This window comes from Billgrantia pellis (assembly GCF_008297955.1).
Lineage (GTDB): Bacteria > Pseudomonadota > Gammaproteobacteria > Pseudomonadales > Halomonadaceae > Halomonas > Halomonas pellis.
Map to the genome: position 1 here is coordinate 126,123 of NZ_VTPY01000005.1, position 16,334 is coordinate 142,456.

At 61.4% G+C, this 16,334-nt stretch carries 23 protein-coding genes; 8 read left to right on the top strand and 15 right to left on the bottom strand.

All coding sequences use genetic code 11. The features are described from left to right. Positions 1-2: 2 nt before the first annotated feature. Positions 3-200, bottom strand: a complete 198-nt coding sequence (locus F0A17_RS13795) for a hypothetical protein (RefSeq protein WP_149328936.1) — start codon at positions 198-200, stop codon at positions 3-5. A 2-nt stretch (positions 201-202) separates the two neighbouring features. Next, positions 203-718, bottom strand: coding sequence for a phage baseplate assembly protein V (locus tag F0A17_RS13800; protein ID WP_149328937.1), 516 nt, complete (start codon positions 716-718; stop codon positions 203-205). 115 nt (positions 719-833) lie between these two features. Here F0A17_RS13800 and F0A17_RS13805 point away from each other — a divergent pair, with 115 nt between their 5' ends. Continuing rightward, positions 834-1,136 carry a type II toxin-antitoxin system RelE/ParE family toxin gene (locus F0A17_RS13805; protein ID WP_149328938.1) on the top strand — a complete coding sequence of 101 codons (303 nt, stop codon included), beginning with the start codon at positions 834-836 and terminating at the stop codon, positions 1,134-1,136. Beyond that, positions 1,133-1,414: an addiction module antidote protein gene (locus F0A17_RS13810; protein WP_103970408.1), complete on the top strand. Its 282-nt coding sequence runs from the start codon at positions 1,133-1,135 to the stop codon at positions 1,412-1,414. Before F0A17_RS13805 ends, F0A17_RS13810 begins: the two co-directional genes overlap by 4 nt. A 56-nt stretch (positions 1,415-1,470) precedes the next feature. Here the strand turns inward: F0A17_RS13810 and F0A17_RS13815 are convergent, their stop codons facing one another. The 11 genes from F0A17_RS13815 to F0A17_RS13860 form a co-directional block, all read right to left on the bottom strand. Then, a complete protein-coding gene (locus F0A17_RS13815) occupies positions 1,471-1,941 on the bottom strand; it encodes a phage virion morphogenesis protein (RefSeq protein WP_149328939.1) in 471 nt (156 codons plus the stop codon). Beyond that, the gene (locus F0A17_RS13820; protein WP_149328940.1) at positions 1,934-2,422 is read right to left on the bottom strand and encodes a phage tail protein; all 489 of its coding nucleotides are present in this window, start codon (positions 2,420-2,422) and stop codon (positions 1,934-1,936) included. The genes F0A17_RS13815 and F0A17_RS13820 overlap by 8 nt, the downstream gene beginning before the upstream one ends. Next, positions 2,385-2,630 (bottom strand): Rz1-like lysis system protein LysC, encoded by a 246-nt coding sequence (gene lysC / locus F0A17_RS21030; protein WP_422671005.1) that lies wholly within the window; start codon positions 2,628-2,630, stop codon positions 2,385-2,387. The genes F0A17_RS13820 and lysC overlap by 38 nt, the downstream gene beginning before the upstream one ends. Then, the gene (gene lysB, locus F0A17_RS20800; protein ID WP_149328941.1) at positions 2,518-2,952 is read right to left on the bottom strand and encodes an Rz-like lysis system protein LysB; all 435 of its coding nucleotides are present in this window, start codon (positions 2,950-2,952) and stop codon (positions 2,518-2,520) included. The genes lysC and lysB overlap by 113 nt, the downstream gene beginning before the upstream one ends. Next, a complete protein-coding gene (locus F0A17_RS13830) occupies positions 2,949-3,452 on the bottom strand; it encodes a lysozyme (protein ID WP_149328942.1) in 504 nt (167 codons plus the stop codon). The genes lysB and F0A17_RS13830 overlap by 4 nt, the downstream gene beginning before the upstream one ends. After that, positions 3,442-3,648 (bottom strand): phage holin family protein, encoded by a 207-nt coding sequence (locus tag F0A17_RS13835; protein ID WP_149328943.1) that lies wholly within the window; start codon positions 3,646-3,648, stop codon positions 3,442-3,444. Before F0A17_RS13835 ends, F0A17_RS13830 begins: the two co-directional genes overlap by 11 nt. Positions 3,649-3,685: 37 nt before the next feature. Continuing rightward, positions 3,686-3,898 carry a tail protein X gene (locus tag F0A17_RS13840; RefSeq protein ID WP_149328944.1) on the bottom strand — a complete coding sequence of 71 codons (213 nt, stop codon included), beginning with the start codon at positions 3,896-3,898 and terminating at the stop codon, positions 3,686-3,688. Further along, entirely contained in the window at positions 3,898-4,368 is a 471-nt protein-coding gene (locus tag F0A17_RS13845; protein WP_149328945.1) for a head completion/stabilization protein, read from the bottom strand. The genes F0A17_RS13840 and F0A17_RS13845 overlap by 1 nt, the downstream gene beginning before the upstream one ends. A 96-nt stretch (positions 4,369-4,464) precedes the next feature. After that, the gene (gpM, locus tag F0A17_RS13850) at positions 4,465-5,145 is read right to left on the bottom strand and encodes a phage terminase small subunit (protein ID WP_149328946.1); all 681 of its coding nucleotides are present in this window, start codon (positions 5,143-5,145) and stop codon (positions 4,465-4,467) included. A 9-nt stretch (positions 5,146-5,154) separates the two neighbouring features. Then, the gene (locus F0A17_RS13855; protein WP_149328947.1) at positions 5,155-6,177 is read right to left on the bottom strand and encodes a phage major capsid protein, P2 family; all 1,023 of its coding nucleotides are present in this window, start codon (positions 6,175-6,177) and stop codon (positions 5,155-5,157) included. Positions 6,178-6,192: 15 nt separating this feature from the next. Continuing rightward, the gene (locus F0A17_RS13860; protein WP_149328948.1) at positions 6,193-7,011 is read right to left on the bottom strand and encodes a GPO family capsid scaffolding protein; all 819 of its coding nucleotides are present in this window, start codon (positions 7,009-7,011) and stop codon (positions 6,193-6,195) included. Positions 7,012-7,110: 99 nt separating this feature from the next. Between F0A17_RS13860 and F0A17_RS13865 the strand changes: the two genes are divergently transcribed. The 3 genes from F0A17_RS13865 to F0A17_RS13875 all read left to right on the top strand — a co-directional run bounded on the left by F0A17_RS13865 (position 7,111) and on the right by F0A17_RS13875 (position 10,889). Beyond that, the gene (locus F0A17_RS13865; RefSeq protein WP_459076710.1) at positions 7,111-8,952 is read left to right on the top strand and encodes a terminase large subunit domain-containing protein; all 1,842 of its coding nucleotides are present in this window, start codon (positions 7,111-7,113) and stop codon (positions 8,950-8,952) included. Beyond that, positions 8,949-9,995, top strand: coding sequence for a phage portal protein (locus F0A17_RS13870; RefSeq protein ID WP_149328949.1), 1,047 nt, complete (start codon positions 8,949-8,951; stop codon positions 9,993-9,995). Before F0A17_RS13865 ends, F0A17_RS13870 begins: the two co-directional genes overlap by 4 nt. Before the next feature lie 132 nt (positions 9,996-10,127). Continuing rightward, a complete protein-coding gene (locus F0A17_RS13875; protein ID WP_149328950.1) occupies positions 10,128-10,889 on the top strand; it encodes a DNA adenine methylase in 762 nt (253 codons plus the stop codon). A gap of 1,459 nt (positions 10,890-12,348) precedes the next feature. Here F0A17_RS13875 and F0A17_RS13885 read toward each other — a convergent pair. Further along, positions 12,349-12,813: a hypothetical protein gene (locus F0A17_RS13885; RefSeq protein WP_149328952.1), complete on the bottom strand. Its 465-nt coding sequence runs from the start codon at positions 12,811-12,813 to the stop codon at positions 12,349-12,351. Between the two features lie 602 nt (positions 12,814-13,415). On the opposite strand from F0A17_RS13885, the gene F0A17_RS13890 reads away from it, so the two are divergent. Continuing rightward, positions 13,416-13,730, top strand: a complete 315-nt coding sequence (locus F0A17_RS13890) for a DMT family transporter (RefSeq protein ID WP_149328953.1) — start codon at positions 13,416-13,418, stop codon at positions 13,728-13,730. A 57-nt stretch (positions 13,731-13,787) separates the two neighbouring features. Here the strand turns inward: F0A17_RS13890 and F0A17_RS13895 are convergent, their stop codons facing one another. Beyond that, complete coding sequence (locus F0A17_RS13895; RefSeq protein ID WP_149328954.1) at positions 13,788-14,081, bottom strand: hypothetical protein; 294 nt, start codon at positions 14,079-14,081, stop codon at positions 13,788-13,790. A 607-nt stretch (positions 14,082-14,688) separates the two neighbouring features. Here F0A17_RS13895 and F0A17_RS13900 point away from each other — a divergent pair. Together F0A17_RS13900 and F0A17_RS13905 are read left to right on the top strand one after the other, a co-directional pair. After that, on the top strand, positions 14,689-14,925 hold the full coding sequence (locus tag F0A17_RS13900; RefSeq protein ID WP_149328955.1) for a hypothetical protein: 237 nt from the start codon (positions 14,689-14,691) through the stop codon (positions 14,923-14,925). Between the two features lie 790 nt (positions 14,926-15,715). Then, on the top strand, positions 15,716-16,315 hold the full coding sequence (locus tag F0A17_RS13905) for a hypothetical protein (protein WP_149328956.1): 600 nt from the start codon (positions 15,716-15,718) through the stop codon (positions 16,313-16,315). The last annotated feature ends 19 nt before the right edge of the window (positions 16,316-16,334 follow it).

Genomic DNA, 16,334 nt, shown 5'->3' on the forward strand with positions numbered 1-16,334 from the left:
TGTCATTCCACCTTGTAGGTTCCCGACGAGCTGCCGCCAGTCACAGATACCTCGGCGTTGGCCTGGATTTCGTCGACCACGCCGTTGGCAATGGCCTGGGCCAGCCGTTCGACCCAGCTGTGCTCGCCCTGGCGGGAGGCGCCGAGGGCGACGAGCTGGCCGGCGATGCGTTCCTTGAGACGGGACTTGTCGAGTGCCATGGCTATTTCCCCGCAGTGACCGTGGAGGAGCCGTCGCCGTGGGGCAGACCGGTGAGGTGGCAGATGTGGTCCTGGGTGACGATGCCCTTGCCGCCGTTATGGTGGATCTTGGCGGCTTCGACGTTCACGGTGCCGCTGGCCTTCACCTGGACATCACCAACGCATTCGATAGTGAGCTTGTGGGCGGCGTGGTCGTACTTCAGGCGTGTGCCGTCGGGCAGCCAGCGACCAATCAAATTGCCGTCGTCGGTGGGGGTCGGGTTGTTATCGCTGTAGATGCCGGTGAGCACCACGCCGGCGGCAGGATCGCCACCTGGCGAAAGCACCAGGACCTGCTCGCCGACCGTGGGCGGGCTCCAGTCGCGGGTGGTGCCGGCACGGGGTGAGAGCCAGGGCAGCCAGTCGGTGACGAGCTCGCCGGAGGCGACGCGCACGCGGGCACGAGCGTGATCTACCCCGTGGACGGTGCCGAGGCGGATCAGGTTGTGCAGCAGGCGCAGGAGTTCGATGGGATTCATGCCGCTATCGTGCGGCGGTAAGCTGGGCGGGCGAAGCGGTGGGGGGTGTGGTAGGAGGTTTCGACACTCATGGCATCGCTTGCCTTAGTGTGAACTGTGGTTCACACTTGCGGTCATGAAGAGTATCAGCCAAACGGAAACCTATGCTGCCTGGTTCGCCAAGCTGCGAGACCAGCGAGCGAAGGCCAAGATCCTGGCCAGGATACGCCGAGTCGAGCTCGGCAATTTCGGTGATTGCGAGCCGGTGGGCGAGGGGGTGTCGGAGCTGCGCATTCACTACGGCCCCGGTTACCGGGTGTATTTCGTGCAGCGAGGATTCGAGCTGGTGATTCTCCTGGCCGGCGGCGACAAGGGCAGCCAGGCCAAGGATATCGAGATCGCGAAGCAGCTTGCACGCGAGATGAAGGAGGTTCCATGAGCACACTACAGAAATGGGATGTCGTCGACCATCTGGGGTCCGAGGAGGAAATGGCCCTGTACCTGGAGGCCTGCCTCGAGGAGAACGATCCTGCGTTGGTGGCCGCCGCCCTAGGCGACATTGCCCGGGCGCGCGGCATGGCTCAGCTGGCTCGTGACACAGGGCTGACCCGCGAGGGCCTGTATAAGGCGCTCTCCGCCGATGGCAACCCCAGCTTTGCCACGATCATGAAGGTCATGAACGCACTCGGGTTCAAGCTCCACGCCGAGGCGTCCTGAGCAAAGGATCCCATCACGGTTCAACGCCCTGGCACACTGCGCCAGGGCGTTTTTCATTACACTCGCTGGCCAGGACGGATCAGGTGATCGATCAATAGGTCATGGATGCGCGTGCGATCTTGCGCGGTGAAGCCCAACAGCTCGCGCTGTGGGTACTCGACGGTGGGGCCGTTACGGCTAACGCGGTCGCGCAGGCCGAGCTGGTGGGTGCGGGCGATGCGCGCAACGCTGCCGAAGAAGCCGAGTACGGCGGTGTCGCCCTGGACGGTGGCCTTGAGCCACTTGGCGGTGGAGAGCTTGGCGAACATGGCGCGTCGGCGAATGGCGCCTTGCCGGCCGCGCAGCCGCTGCGGCTGGCGGGGCGCGTAGGGCGTACCGTCGGGGTTGCGCTGGGCACGGATGCGGGCGCGCTGGTTGCGGCGCAGGTCCTGGGCGATGGTACGTGCCAGGGCGCGACGCTCCCTTGCTTCTAGCTTGGCCAGCAGGGGGGCGGCCCAGTCGGCAAGCTGCTGCAGGTCGTCAGCCATGGGGTGCGTCCCATTCGGCCGCCACGCTCCACTCCTGGTCGGTGTTTTCGCGGGTAGCCAGCTGCCAGTGCGTTGCCATGCAGGCGTGGCTGGGAAAGTGGGGTAGGGAGTGTTCGGCCTGGATCGTTCCGCTGTCGCAGTCGACGCGGGCGATGACGCGCTCCGTGAGAGGAACGCGCATGGCAAGATCCACGGCGCGGTTGGCCAGGATCTCGGCTTCGAAGGTGAGGGCCTCGCTGGGGTCGAGATCCGGCTGGTACTCAGCAAGCCACTGCAGCAGCGGCAGCATGACGATATCGAGATCGCCGGTGAAGTCGGTCAGCACCAGTTGAGCGACGAAGCGGTATTCGTGGGTGAGGTCGCGGCCGCGGCGAAACTCGATGCTGCCTTCTTCAACGAAGGTGAGCAGGCGATCGGGATCCCGGTCTAGGGTCGGCACCGCATTAATCAAATGCGCGCGCAGCAGGTGCAGCTTTTTCATGGCTCGTCTCGTGACAGAGGATGATGGCGTCGACTTCGGCGGCGCATTGCGCCCAGGCGGCCTCGGTGCGCTCGAGCTGGAGGTTTAGCTCTCCGTTAGTGGTCGGCGAACTCGCCGGCAGCGTGCAGGGCGTCGGTGTCGCGCAGCGATTGACGATAAGCGTCGGCGCCGGTGACGGCGGGGCGCTTGCGCAGCCGGACAACAGCATCAGGCAGGCGAGCATCAGCCCACTCGCGCAGTTGGGTGTTTTCATGTTGGAGTTCCTGGAGTCTGGCAAGGCGTGTTGATGCAGTGCGTTCGAGCTCGGCTTTCTGCTCAGCGGTGGCACGTCGCTGGGCGTCGAGGCGGGCGGCATTGTTCCAGAGCGCGTCGATAACCAGTTGGCTTTCGTGGACTCGCTGCAGCGCTTCGGCGAGCTGCTGCTCGGCAAGCTCGGCGCGCGCCTCGGCAGCTTCACTGCGCTGCCACAGCGCCCAAGTGACGAGCACGACTAAGACGAAAACCAACAGCGCGGCGTACAGGCGCGTCATGGCTGGCCCCTTTGCGCCACGGTAGCAGGCTCGTCTAGACCGGCCAGGCAGAGCTCAAGCTCAGTGGCTCGGCGCCGAACCAGGCCGGTGAGTTTCCGGCCGCCGGCGTAAACCCAACGCGACAGCTCATGGCAGGCGCCGCGCACGTCGCCAGCATTCAGCTTTCGCAGCAAAGTCGAGCTGGCGAATTGGGTTTCGCCGACGTTGTAGACGAATGACGCCAGGGCGGCGCGGGTCTGCGGGGCGAGTTCAAGCGTGGCACGCCTGTCGAGGGCCTTGAAGGCGTCGCCTAGATCATTGGCGAGCAAGGAATCACATTCCTCGCGTGTCAGTGTCTGCCCTAGGGTGGCCGTAGCCGTGTGACCGTAGCAGATCGTGGGGATGCCGACCGGGTCTAGATAGGCGCTGGGGCGGTATCCCTCGTAGTACGAGACGACCGCTGTGGCGATGCCTAGTGCGCCGGCGGCAGAGCCAATGATGAAGCGTTGCTTAAGACTCATCGCGGCGTCCCTCCCAGTAACGGCGGAAACGGTCAATGTAGCGGGGCACGAGCAGACCGATCTGCAGAACCAGATAGAGCAGCGTCAGGATCGTGACCCAGTCGGCGGGCGTCATACCGCCGACGTGCATCAGCGAGACGATGGCGGGTGGTGCGGCTTTGGCACTCTCGGTGGTGATTTCGAAGGACTGGCTCATGGGGCCTCTGCGTATTGGCGCGGCTCGGGCGCTGTCATCAATCCCACAACTGCACGGCAGGCGGGCGCTGGGGAGTCGGTGTGAGGTCGGGGAGGCGCACCGCGGTGCCCTGGGGTAGCACGGGGCCGAGCGTGGCCAGGCCGGGGTTGAGCTCGAGCACACGCTCGGTGATGCCTTGGGTACGGCCGAAGTGGCGGTAGCAGAGGGCGTCGACCGTGTCGTTCTGGTGGGCGTGGACGGTACGCGGCATCAGATCAACTCGACGGTGCTGTGCGGCCGGCCTTCGATCTCGGCAATGGCCCAGACGGCGTCGCGGCGATAGCTCTCGGCAGGGTCCACCAGGCGCTCGGCGCGATCCCGGCCGCTGTTGGTGGCATCGAAGTCGGCGTAGCGCTCGATCAGGCTGGCGTGGGCCATGGAGTAGACAGCGCGCTGGTAGAGGCCGAGGTAGACGCCGGGTGCCTGCCAGATCGGCACCGGTACCTCGGCTACCGTGGCGTGGCCGGCCGCGACCTGGCGGGCCTGCCAGTCGCGCAGGTTGCGGTTGACCGTGGCGACGGCGGCGAGCAGGGCGCCTTCGAGCCGATCGGCGGTGACGGTGCCGTCCAGGCGGTGCCGGGAGCGAAAGTCGGCCGGCACGATATCGGGCCAGAAGCCGTTGTTGGCGATGGCATCGGGATCCTGACTGCTGGCGGTACCGGTGGAAACGAAGCTGTTCATCGGCTCTCCTGGTTAGGAAGGGGGTGGGCGGCTTGCACCTCAAGTAGGAAGCCTTCGGTGCCGGCCGCGCCCCCTTGGCGTCGGCGGTCGACTCGGTCAGCCGCTGGGCTGTACGGTGGTGGTTTTCTTGAGCTCCCGGGCGATCTGCTCGAGGTCACGCTTCACGCCTACGCGCTCGTTCAGTTCGATCGCGCGCGTGAAGTGCTGCTGGGCCAGGTCGAGCTGACCTGCGGTGCGCGCGGCGTAGCCCAGCGATTTGTGGAGCTTGGCGCGGATCTGGTCGTGCATGTCCGCGCCGGCGGAGAGGGTTTCCACTTCGCTGAGCAGGTCGAGCAGGGTGGTGGCATTGCTGCTTTCAGCCTCGAGCTGCTTGAGTGCCTGCTCGGCGACTTCCTCGGCGATGACGGCCGCCGTTCCACGCTCGAACTGGTCGGGCGGGTTGAGGCCATGGGCGAGGGCGTAGCGGGCGATCTCGACGGCGCCGGCCAGGTCGCCGGCGTCGATGCGCCAGAGCATGACGCGCATGAGTATGTCGTCCTGGGCGCCCTGACCGCGCTCGAGCACGCCGGCAACGTAGTCGGCGTACTGGGGCAGGATCTCGCGCTTGATCTCGGCCTTGCGTTCCATGGACTGAGTTGCCTTGAGGCGGCGGTAGTCCTCGAACAGGGCGGCCTGCATCAGCTCGTAGGCGTCGCCCTGCATGGGCTGTTCGCCGGCGTCAGCCGCAGCGAGGGCTGCGGTGACGCGCTGGAAGTGACGGCGGGCGGGGCTGGTCATGGCGCTGCGTTACTCCCCGCTGGTGAAGTCGTCGAGCTCGATGTTTTCCACCAGGCAGCCGGCGCCAAAATCTTCCACCACGTAGGCGTCGTTCGAGCTCTCGTAGTTTTCGATGCGGTTGCGCTTGGGATTCTCGCTGACGTGGCGGCGGCGGGCGCCGTTCTGCCAATAGATCGAGAGGTTGTCGAGCGTGGTGACCATGAGGGCGTTGTCTGGGAAGAAGGGCACGTCCATGCCCTGCAGGCCACCGATGCGCTTCTGACTAATGACGACATCGGCAGCCATCTGCTCGCTGGGCGGTTGCTCGGTGTTGAGCAGCGGGAAGTACTTGTCGGACATGAGATTGCGGCCGACCAGCACGACCAGGCCCGGCACGCGGCGATACCAGGGCTCGATCAGGCTGTGCACGGCGTCGTATACCAGGGCGTCCAGGTTTAGGTAGTCGCCGCCCTTGCCCACGCGCACCTTGCCGGCGATGTTGCCTGCCTTCATCACGCGAGCCTCGGCGTGCAGGCGGTACTGCTGGAGCCAGCCGATGTTCACGTCCTGCAGCATGGGGTTGGTAGCACGGTTGGTCTGAGCCGCGGCAGTGATACCGTTGAAGCCGATCGCCATGCGGTCCAGCGCCTGCTGACGCACGATGGCGTCACGGATCATGGCCTGGAAGTTGGGGAACTTGGCCCAGGCGTCGATCTTGTTGTAGCCGAGATGGGTGTCGAACTCGGTGAAGCGGCACTCGTAGCCGTGCGGGTCGAGGGTGGTCAGGTCACGAGTCTCACGATCCTTCTGGCTGACGTCGGTACGCCCGGCGATGGGGCCAGAGATGCCGAGGCCGAGCTTCTCGCCCTTCAGCTCATCGACGCCGATGATGTTGATCCGCGAGAGGAAGTCGCTCGATTCCTGGATGCGCTTTTCTAGGCGCTGCTGGATGGTCGGATCCACGGCGAACTTCTGGGTGGCATCCGGCACGCCGTTGAGCTTGGCCACCTGGGCGGTGAATTGGTTGAACAGTACGCGAGTATCGTTGCGCATGAGCGGGTCGGTTCCTTAGCAGTCGGTGACCATGCCGCCGTCGGTGCCGGTGGCGCGGGAGCGGTGGTGCTGGGGGGCGGGTTCGTTGTCGAGTCGGGTGAACAGCTCGTCGAAGCGTTGCTGCAACTTCTCGTGAGCGGCCTGCAGGGTGCTGAAGGCGTCGCCGGTGGGGCGCTTTGCCAGCTCGCCTTCGAGTGCGGTGTGCTTCTCGACAAAGAGTGCGAGGGTCTGTTGCAGATCGGCCTGGAAGGCTGCGAGCTCATGCTTGTGCTTGCCGCTGTGCTTGCTGAACAGCGCTTTCACGGTGTCGAGCAGGCTGGCACCGCTCTCTTCCGTCCGCTCTTCGGTGAAGTCGAGTGCGGTCTCGATAGCGGCGGAGAATAGGTTCTCGGGGCGCTGCTTGCGCGCGGCCAGCGGAGAGTTCTGCCCCTGCTCGGCACTGAACTTGAGCATCGAGGTGCCGAGCGAGGCGGGGGTGTCGGTGACGGCCAGGCCTACCAGGTAGGCTTCGCCGCTATCCGCGAAGTCGGGGTCGACCTCCATCGACGTGTAGACCTTCTGGCGCTTCTGGACCATGGCCTTGAGTTCGTCGGTGGGGTCGATCTCGGCGAACAGGGCCAGCTTGCCGTCGTCGCCCTTTTCCGCTTTCAGCGCGGTGACATCACCGTAGGCCTTGAAAGGGCTGTCGGGCAAAACGCCCTTGATGTGTTCCAGGTTGATGCGGCAGCCGTACTTGGCCGGACTGAAGTTCTTGGCCATCTGCGTGAGCCACTCGGCCGTGATGGTGCGTCCATCCGTAGTGGCGCCTTCGGTTGCGATGCGATGCCAGGGCATGAGGGGTCCTCGGCGGGGAGTTGTCTGGGTGCGGTGTGCTAGTGCCGTCAGGTTCCGCGCCTCGGGAAAGAGGCTCAACGCGCAGCGGGTGTGGGAGGCGTGGCTTACACCAGGCCCGCCGCTATGGGCCTCGCGCGCGCGGGTACGCTGGGCGGCATGACGACAGCCGCCTCCGATCTGGCCAACCTCGACGCTTCACGCCTCTCTGCCCGTCACCTCTACTGGATGGGGTGGCGTATCGCGCGTATCGCCGAGCACCTGGACATTCCCCGGGCCACCATCGATAGCTGGAAGAAGCGCGACGGCTGGGACGAGGCCTCGCCTAGCCAGCGGGTGGAAGGCGCGCTCGAGGCGCGCATGGTCCAACTGATCTGGAAGGAGCGGAAGGAAGGGAAGGACTTCAAGGAGCTGGATTTGCTCGGTCGTCAGATCGAGCGCCTGGCCCGGGTCCACAAGTACGAGCGCACCGGCAAGGAGACCGACCTCAACCCCAACATCGAGCGGCGCAATGCCGGCGAGAAGCGCAAGCCGGCGCGCAACGATGTGGGCGACGAGGGAGTGATCCAGATCGTCGAGGCCTTCGAGGCCTCGCTGTTCGACTACCAGCGCGCCTGGTACCGGGCCGGCCAGCATGAACGGATCCGCAACCTGCTCAAGAGCCGCCAGATCGGGGCCACTTGGTACTTCGCCAGGGAAGCGATTGCCGACGCGATGGAGACCGGCAAGAACAAGATTTTCATGAGTGCCAGTAAGGCCCAGGCGCATATTTTCCGGCACTACATCGTGCAGTTCGTGAAGGAGCTTACCGGCGTCGAGCTGAAGGGTGATCCGATCATCTTGGCTAACGGTGCAGAGCTCCATTTCCTCGGCACGAATGCCAAGACGGCGCAGGGCTATCATGGCGACACGTTCTTGGACGAATACTTCTGGATTCACGGCTTCGAGCAATTCCGGAAGGTGACCAGCGGCATGGCCATGCACAAACGCTGGAAGCAAACCTACTTCTCGACGCCCTCGAGCGTGGCCCACGAGGCCTATCCGTTCTGGACCGGTGACCGCTTTAACAAGCGGCGCAAGAAGTCCGAGCGGGTGACGATCGACGTCAGCCACGCCGCGCTGAAGGGCGGGGCGCGCGGCCCGGATGGCCAGTGGCGCCAGATCGTGACGATCGAGGATGCGATCGCCGGCGGCTGCGACCTGTTCGATATCGACCAGCTCCGGCTGGAGTACTCCGACGACGAGTTCGCGAACCTCTTGATGTGTGAGTTCGTGGACGACACCCAGAGCGCCTTCCCGCTGGCCATGATGCAGAAGTGCATGGTCGACAGCTGGGACGTGTGGCGGGACATCAAGCCGTTCGCACCACGGCCCTATGGGGAGTTTCCGGTCTGGGTCGGCTATGACCCGGCCGGCGATGGGGAGGATGGCGATGGGGCGGGGCTCGTTGTCGTCGCTCCGCCACGCACGGCCGAGGGCAAGCATCGCGTACTCGAACGGCACCGCATCAAGGGGCGCGACTACGAGGCCCAGGCGGAGTTCATCCGCGGCGTGACGCGCCGCTACAACGTCACCTTCATCGGCATCGACACCTCGGGTCTCGGCGAGGCCGTGGCACAGTTGGTCGCCAAGTTCTTCCCCACCGTCACGCGGTACCGCTACACGCCCGAGGTCAAGGCGCGCTTGGTGATGCAGGCGCAGCAGATCATCAACAAGGGGCGGCTGGAGTTCGATGCCGGCTGGGCGGATCTCGCTCAATCCTTCATGGCGATCCGGCGCGAGCTCACCGCCTCGGGCCGCCACCTGACCTACACCGCAGGGCGCAACAGCCAGACGGGGCACGCCGATCTGGCGTGGGCCACGATGCACGCCCTGCACAACGAACCGCTGGACGGGCCGGTTTCCTTCGGTACCGGGCGATCAATGATGGAGATGTACGGATGAGCGAGACGCTTGTCGAGAAGCCCCGGGTGCGCGTGCCGGCCTATCGTGTCGAGGAGCAGACCACAGCGGCACCGGCTCGTGCAGAGGCCTTCAGCTTCGGCGATCCGGTACCGGTCATCGATGGTTACGATTTCTTCTACACCGGCTGCTGGATGATGGGCACCGAGTGGTACGAGCCGCCGGTGGACTTCCCTGCATTGGCGCAGACCTATCGCGCCACGGCGCACCATGGATCGGCGATCCAGGTGAAGCGCAACATCCTGGTCCGTTCGTTCATTCCGCATCGGTTGCTCAGTCGGCAGGCCTTCAGTGCGCTGGTGACCGACTACTTGGTCTTCGGCAACTGCTACCTCGAGCGGATCTGGGGTCGCCTGGGCAAGCTGCTCGAGCTGCGTCCGGCCAGGGCCAAGTACGTGCGTCGTGGCGCCGACCTGGAGCGTTACTTCTGGGTACCCAACTGGTCGGATCGCAGCGAGTTCGCCGCCGGCAGTGTGATCCACCTGCTCGAGCCGGATCTCAACCAGGAGGTCTACGGCGTGCCGGACTACCTGGGCGCGCTGCAGTCGATCTACCTCAACGAGAACGCCACGCTGTTCCGCCGCAAATACTACCTCAACGGCTCTCACGCCGGCTTCATCATGTATGTCTCCGACGCAGCGCAAAACCAGGAAGACATCGATGCAATGCGCACGGCCCTGAAGGAGAGCAAGGGCGTTGGCAACTTCCGCAACCTGTTCCTCTACTCGCCGAACGGCAAGAAGGACGGCATCCAGATAATTCCGATCAGCGAAGTGGCCGCCAAGGATGAATTCGCCGCGATCAAGAACCTGACGCGCGATGACCAGCTCGCCGGCCACCGCACGCCGCCGCAGCTCATGGGCATCATTCCCAACAATACCGGTGGGTTCGGCGATGTGGAGAAGGCAGCGCGGGTGTTCGTGACCAACGAGCTCGAGCCGGTGCAGGCCATCTTCACCGAGATCAACGATCGCCTGGGGGAGGAGGTGGTGCGGTTCCGACCGTACTCGCTCGAACCGACCTGAAAAGAAAGCGCTCGCAGCCGAAGCTGCAAGCGCCTGTCGCTCATGAATCGTCCCTGATCCTGTGGAGCTTCCTACTCCCTGACCGACAACGAGAGGATAACCAAAAACTGGATAAATGAACAGGTATCAAGGATGCAATCGAAACCGATTCTCCCATGGATGGGAGGCAAGCGACGCCTGGCCAAACAGATCATACCGCTGTTTCACGAGCACACCGCCTACGTCGAGCCCTTCTGCGGTGGCGCCGCGGTGTTCTTCATGAAGCCCCCTAGCCAGGTCGAAGTGATCAACGACGTGCACGGTGAACTGGTCAACCTGTACCGCGTGGTCAAGCATCACCCCGACGAGCTCGTTCGGCAGTTCCGCTGGGGGCTGGTGAGCCGCGAGGAGTACCTCACCCAGCGTGAGATCGACCCTCGCCACCTGACTGATATCCAGCGCGCGGCCCGGTTCTTCTATCTGCAGAAGCTGGCGTTCGGTGGCAAGGTGGCGGGGCAGACCTTTGGAACCTCCGCCACCAGCCCACCGCGCCTGAACCTGATGCGGATCGAGGAGGATCTCAGCACGGCGCACCTACGCCTGGCCCGCACGGTAGTGGAGCATCTGGACTGGGCCGAGTGCATGCGGCGCTACGACCGGCCGGGTACGCTCTTCTACCTGGATCCGCCCTACTGGGGCACCGCTGGGTACGGCAACGACTTCGGGCTTGAGCAGTACCACCTGATGGCCAGCCTGGCCCGCGAAGCCAAGGGGCAAGTTGTCATCAGCGTCAACGACGTGCCTGAGATGCGTGAAGCCTTCGAGGGCCTGACGATCCACACCACCAGCATCCGCTATACCGTTGGCCGGGAAGCAACCGACCAGCGAGGGGAGCTGATCATCACTAACCGCTGACCAGCGCCCACCTCTTCCATCAGCCGCCCAACCGGGCGGCTTTCTCATGCCAATCCGATCAGCCTGACAGGCGGAGCACGCCCCCTGGCGCGCCGTCGACTCCCCGCCCCGCCTGCGCGCTAAACCTGTCGCTTTTTGGGCACCCATGCAGCGGAGCGGAAGCCGCACGGATCCTGGGCCCTCTGGCGATTGCAGCTGGTCCTGAAGTCTTGCGGAATCATGCGAAATTGACCGACCTGCCAGGACTTCGAAAAGCACGAAGAGATGAGAGTGGCTCTCAGGAAGGTGGGGGGTGTTCGGAAAAAGGTAATAACGGTTAGGTCGGTGAAAATCGTATGTAAGCCATTGTTTTAAAAAGGAGTTGTCATTACCTCTCAGGGGTTAGAAAAGGTAATGAAAAAGGTAATGGATTTCTAAGTGACTGAAAAATAGTGATTTCTTCATAGCCCAAAATCACCCAAGGCAGGGGTAATGGCATTACCTCATCATTACCTTTTTATTACCTTTTTAGAATTCCATATTCTCTTTATAATTCAATTGATTGCGATGGGTTTGTGGAGCTCATTACCTTTCTTACCCTTTTCCGGACCCCCCACCAATTTTGGCGATAGGCCAACCACGCGCCCATGCATGCGCGCGTCATACATGCGCGTCATTCATTCATCGTGCTCTATCAGTTGTTGAGCTCGTGCCGGCGGGAGTCTAGGGGGGATTGCTAGGATGTGTTGGTACTTTTTTGGCACTAGAGGGCTGAAAGCCGCGTGATATCTAGAGTGAACTCCGATCCATCATCGGCGCCACGGAGAACGTTCTATCCAGCGCAGGGCGCGTTGTGCCAGTATCCATGCGGGTTGTGGGGGTTGCCTTCTCAGTCATAACTGTTCATATTTACAGTGGTTGGCGCCGGTTTTTCACGGTGCCTTGTCACAATTTTGGCACTCCGCGCCGCTGGAATTTGTCACATTGGGGGAGCGAACGTTGGCGACGATAGTCAAGCGGCCGCGAAAGGGCGGCAGTTTCTCATACCAGGCGAGGATCCGCATCGCTCGGCGTGGACAACCAGACTTCACCGAGTCGCGAACGTTCCCCAAGAAAGCCATGGCGGAAGAATGGGCCAAGCGCCGCGAGCTGGAACTGATGCAGCCCGGCGGCATCCTGACGGCTAAATGGCGAGGCGTCAGGCTCACCAGTCAAGGCAACTTCTGCGAATCACCAGCGGGGTACACGGGGACTGGCAGCATCTGGGTGTCGGTGCGGATGCTGCCGCTGAGGTATGACCGATCCGCTCTTCTTGGGTGATGCGAGCCTCGAACCATGGTAGACCCAGACCTGACAGACCGAGAATACTCTGGCATTTGGTGCACCTTTATATGCAGAACTCATGAACGTTAGGTAGTGAGCCAGGCCGTGAACCGACCCGGCTCTGTCTAAGTGCGAAACTGCTCAATCCCACTTAAGATTAAAGGGCATCGGATAAATTTGTGTACTCGTTATATGCATCGATAAATCCCATAGCGGAAAAGACGAATGAGATATCCTCCACTGTTCTCACTTCCACAGAACGACTTGTTCTGAATTGCTCAACGAGATATTCGCTACCTTTTGCGGTAGTGGCATGAAAATAGTTCCACTCTCCATGGCATTGTTGCGAATACTTCACTAGGGTGCCGTTAACGTAAAGGGGATCATGGTCGAGGATTCTCTCGCCATACTCCGCGCAATGGTCAGGCTGAAGCGCTTTCAGGTAGACTCGGATGTTCCCGGCATGAGAGATCGCCAATGTCGCAAACAAACCGCCATGGACCGACTCCATGACGGCATACTGACCTTCAACCGTTTTGTACCACTCCTCCATTCGCTCGTCTGACATCGCCAGGCTAGGGGTGGCTAAGGCAGCTATAAGAGCAATGATCCACTTTTTCACACGCAAGTCCTCATGATGAATGCGCTTGTCTCATCGGCAGGTCAATGCAAAACTTTAGTTTGCTATCGATCATCTTCCCTTTGTTTGCCAGCGTGATCGCAGCCTCCCCCATGTGGTCCGCTAGCTCGCGGTACGGTGGGGGTCTGCTTCGTCACTGGTTTGATGTTTGGACAGCGGTGCGTTCGCCGAGCCTGCGCCTCTCGAAGCCTTCTGATGGGGTCGGGAGGGAGTTACGCTTGGCAATTTCCGATGGTGGTTCAGCCCAGTCTGCATTTTTTGTTATACATGCAAGGCAGGCCGCGGCAGCTAGACAAGGAAGATGCAGGCTGAGGAGTGGAGGCATCTGCAAAAACCGTTAATTCCCTACATCTGGTGAGATTCACGTCGCGCAGCATGGCTCGGACCCAGTCGCGCCATGGAAGGGACGCAACGTAACGATACGTAAGTCATGGTGACGGGCATGGTCTGCACCTTGGCGTGAGCTTCTGAGCAAAGGCATTGCCTTGAGAAGAAACGCTCTTATAATCCCGACTCGAGAGGACGACCTCTCTCCATACCGGGCATACACTTCGGGACGGCCCGAGAGAAGTAAAGGAGCCGCGATGTCTTGGGTGCTTCTTGGGCTGGCCGGACTGCTTGAAGTCGTGTGGGCGTTCGCCATGAAACAATCCCACGGTTTCACGCGCCTGTTGCCGACGATCGTGATGCTGGTGACGATGGTGGGGTCGTTCGGGTTGCTGGCGGTTGCGATGCGAAGCCTACCGCTGGGTACGGCCTACATGATCTGGACCGGCATCGGAGCCGTCGGCTCCTTTGTCGCTGGCGTATGGTTCCTGGGGGAGGCCATATCTCCTCTGCGTGTCTGTGCCGCCCTGTTAATAGTGGCCGGCATCGTGACCATGAAGGTCGCCACCTGATCAGGAGCCGGTGCTGAGACCGGGACGATCCGGAATCAAGGAATGGGGAGGCGGCTCCTACTCGGCGTCAGCGTTCTTTCGCAGGCGTCGAGCTCGGGCGTGCAGGCTGTTGACGGCTAGCGTCATGTGGCGTGAGCGGTCGCATAGGGCCTCGATGGTCGAAATGGCTGTCCGCAGTTCCTGCCACCGGGCTGCCGCCTGTAGCCGGGCCAGTGAGGCATCGGTGATACAGTAGCCCGTTTCCCGATCTTCGAGTTCCAGTCCCACTTCGGCAATCGCCAGCCTCAGGGCCACGACTTCCGCTTCCAAGGTCTCGATACTGACGATCTCTATCTCGGCAGGGACGGTCATGAGCGGAGCTCCTTCGCGGCCACCCCTTCGTCACGCACCTCGATCCGATGACTCATGATGATAGCCTCTCTTCGGTTTCGTCTTCTTCCCTCCCTGGCTCTCTGGCCTTGATCGGATTGCCGCACTGGTTGCAGCGATGTTCACAGGTATAGCTGCCAAGCCACCGTCCTTTGCAGATTGGGCATACGAATTCGGTCATTACGTATACCTCTGGGTTGCGAGCTATCGGCCAGCTCTGCGTTCTGGTTGCGGACGTGACAAAAATACACGGTTGCTCCCGGAGGCAATTCCTTTAATCGACCCGTATAGGGGTGGTTAATTCGGCTTTTAACGGTGACGACGCTTAGGCTTGCCTTATGGCTTCGTGGCGAAATGGCTATCCAAGCATCTTGAAATGGGACATCTTTCTCTTAGACTTAAGTATATCTTCGAGGTGAGGATGCCTAGTGGAGCTGAACGAGACAGGCTATCTCGGCTGCGGAGTCTAGTTCCTATCTTTTAACCGTCGGCCTCACTCGCTTCGGTGAAGGCTGTTGTCCTTTCTGGCGGGCGAAGGCGCAAGGATTGGTCTCGGTGCCCGGCTCACGGATTGCTCCCTGGAGGAAACATGAAGCATGAGCTGACGGACCATCAGGTTGAGATAATATCGTACGCGTTACAGCATGGCGGTGTGTTGGCGGCTCCTTTCGGTCACTTCGGCGACGATAGCCTGGTCGAGGAGCTGCCGGCGCAAGTCAAGGCCTTGGAAGCCGACGGACTGGTCACGGTGACACGTGATGAACATGGCGATCTCCAGCGGATCGAACTCACCCCGCAAGGCCAGGCAGCGCTAGGGGTTCGTTAAGGATCGCCTGGTAGGAAGGCGTATTACGCGCTCTATGTGTGATCTCCTACAAGCGCTGCCGCTTTGAGAGACTGATCCATCCACCTGGCTCTGGCAAGCTTGCTCCATCAGAGCGAGGGAGCGCTCGGCAGGGAGGACAGGGCCAGGATGGCCCTTTCCAGGAGGGGCGGGCAGGGAGTCCGCGTTCAATCGAAGGGAATCGTCTCCAGGAAAGCCCGGTCCCGCAGGCCGGGCTTTTCTTTCTCCTGTCTCTAGGCTCATGATCCTGATCGTTTCATTAAGGTTGCGTTGCGTTATCCAGCGCAGGTCATGGAAATTCTCTGCAACAATGGTTAACGCAGGTTAAATCGTTTGCCTGCGAAAGGTGGCAAGGTATAGGCACTCAAGGAAACGCAGCAGAGAAAACCGGACAGGATGGCCGATTGCGATCTAGTGAGGCGTGGTAGACATCTGCGTAGCGAGCAGCGGATGAGAGGGCCAAAGACCGGCCTGGAGGTCGGGCTCTCTCTGTGCTGGTTCGGGTTGTTCGCCAGGGCGACAGCAGAGATGCCCTTAGTGCGTGAGCTGGATGCTCGAAATGCAACAATAAGTAAAGCGAGCTTGAGCTAAGCTGCGAGGTTCCAGGTGGCTTGGGTACCGGGCTGGGACGATGACGCTGAGTGTCGTCCAGCATCCAGCGTGGCAAGACGCGGCATAGCACAGTCGATGAGGTAGAAACAAGGGAGAAGTAACAGAGCGAGAGTCTTTGAGGGATTGCTGTCTATAGGACTCATAACGCAGGAGAAGAAGAATGATCGCGCTAATGTGGAAGGCAGGATCAAAATTTCTTGGCGATAAAGGTCCTAGCATCGCAATTATGATGTTCTTGTTTTTTACTTCAGGGATACTTTTCTGGCCGCACGGTTTGTCGGTCAATATGGCCGTTGGGCAAGAGCAGGAAGCTATACGATATGAAAAAATCAGGGCTTCTTATTCCGAAGATGCTGCGGCATTGATGCAAACCAATGGTGAGCTGTTCACGAAATCGCTGAGCATTCTCGATAACAAGAAATATTACTGCTTGATGCTACAGCACCTGGGTGCCGGCAAGGTTGCCGTGAGTCGTCCTGCTGCCTTGCCGCGTTATGAGAGCCTGTGTGGCATTTTTACCGATGCTGCCGCCATGGTCGATACCTATGCTGATCGCCTGAGTGGTTGGAATCGCTTTTACCCCGAACTTTACGAATTTATTCATCTGAACAAGGGGACGGAGCAGCACATCGGTCCTTTCCTCACGCTGGAAGAATGCGCCGAGATAGCGCAGCGTCTGGCGAGCCTCGGTGAGCAAACCACCGGTTGCCTACTCTATGAGGAGCCTCAGCGAGCCTCTCTCTATCCTCATCACGTCTAGCCCCGCCGGGTTGAGAATG

What these genes read in the sequence shown, in the direction of transcription:
- F0A17_RS13795 (WP_149328936.1), bottom strand. Translation starts at nt 200, where the DNA reads ATGGCACTCGACAAGTCCCGTCTCAAGGAACGCATCGCCGGCCAGCTC.
- F0A17_RS13800 (WP_149328937.1), bottom strand. Translation starts at nt 718, where the DNA reads ATGAATCCCATCGAACTCCTGCGCCTGCTGCACAACCTGATCCGCCTC.
- F0A17_RS13805 (WP_149328938.1), top strand. Translation starts at nt 834, where the DNA reads ATGAAGAGTATCAGCCAAACGGAAACCTATGCTGCCTGGTTCGCCAAG.
- F0A17_RS13810 (WP_103970408.1), top strand. Translation starts at nt 1,133, where the DNA reads ATGAGCACACTACAGAAATGGGATGTCGTCGACCATCTGGGGTCCGAG.
- F0A17_RS13815 (WP_149328939.1), bottom strand. Translation starts at nt 1,941, where the DNA reads ATGGCTGACGACCTGCAGCAGCTTGCCGACTGGGCCGCCCCCCTGCTG.
- F0A17_RS13820 (WP_149328940.1), bottom strand. Translation starts at nt 2,422, where the DNA reads ATGAAAAAGCTGCACCTGCTGCGCGCGCATTTGATTAATGCGGTGCCG.
- lysC (WP_422671005.1), bottom strand. Translation starts at nt 2,630, where the DNA reads ATGCTGTTGTCCGGCTGCGCAAGCGCCCCGCCGTCACCGGCGCCGACG.
- lysB (WP_149328941.1), bottom strand. Translation starts at nt 2,952, where the DNA reads ATGACGCGCCTGTACGCCGCGCTGTTGGTTTTCGTCTTAGTCGTGCTC.
- F0A17_RS13830 (WP_149328942.1), bottom strand. Translation starts at nt 3,452, where the DNA reads ATGAGTCTTAAGCAACGCTTCATCATTGGCTCTGCCGCCGGCGCACTA.
- F0A17_RS13835 (WP_149328943.1), bottom strand. Translation starts at nt 3,648, where the DNA reads ATGAGCCAGTCCTTCGAAATCACCACCGAGAGTGCCAAAGCCGCACCA.
- F0A17_RS13840 (WP_149328944.1), bottom strand. Translation starts at nt 3,898, where the DNA reads ATGCCGCGTACCGTCCACGCCCACCAGAACGACACGGTCGACGCCCTC.
- F0A17_RS13845 (WP_149328945.1), bottom strand. Translation starts at nt 4,368, where the DNA reads ATGAACAGCTTCGTTTCCACCGGTACCGCCAGCAGTCAGGATCCCGAT.
- gpM (WP_149328946.1), bottom strand. Translation starts at nt 5,145, where the DNA reads ATGACCAGCCCCGCCCGCCGTCACTTCCAGCGCGTCACCGCAGCCCTC.
- F0A17_RS13855 (WP_149328947.1), bottom strand. Translation starts at nt 6,177, where the DNA reads ATGCGCAACGATACTCGCGTACTGTTCAACCAATTCACCGCCCAGGTG.
- F0A17_RS13860 (WP_149328948.1), bottom strand. Translation starts at nt 7,011, where the DNA reads ATGCCCTGGCATCGCATCGCAACCGAAGGCGCCACTACGGATGGACGC.
- F0A17_RS13870 (WP_149328949.1), top strand. Translation starts at nt 8,949, where the DNA reads ATGAGCGAGACGCTTGTCGAGAAGCCCCGGGTGCGCGTGCCGGCCTAT.
- F0A17_RS13875 (WP_149328950.1), top strand. Translation starts at nt 10,128, where the DNA reads ATGCAATCGAAACCGATTCTCCCATGGATGGGAGGCAAGCGACGCCTG.
- F0A17_RS13890 (WP_149328953.1), top strand. Translation starts at nt 13,416, where the DNA reads ATGTCTTGGGTGCTTCTTGGGCTGGCCGGACTGCTTGAAGTCGTGTGG.
- F0A17_RS13895 (WP_149328954.1), bottom strand. Translation starts at nt 14,081, where the DNA reads ATGACCGTCCCTGCCGAGATAGAGATCGTCAGTATCGAGACCTTGGAA.
- F0A17_RS13900 (WP_149328955.1), top strand. Translation starts at nt 14,689, where the DNA reads ATGAAGCATGAGCTGACGGACCATCAGGTTGAGATAATATCGTACGCG.
- F0A17_RS13905 (WP_149328956.1), top strand. Translation starts at nt 15,716, where the DNA reads ATGATCGCGCTAATGTGGAAGGCAGGATCAAAATTTCTTGGCGATAAA.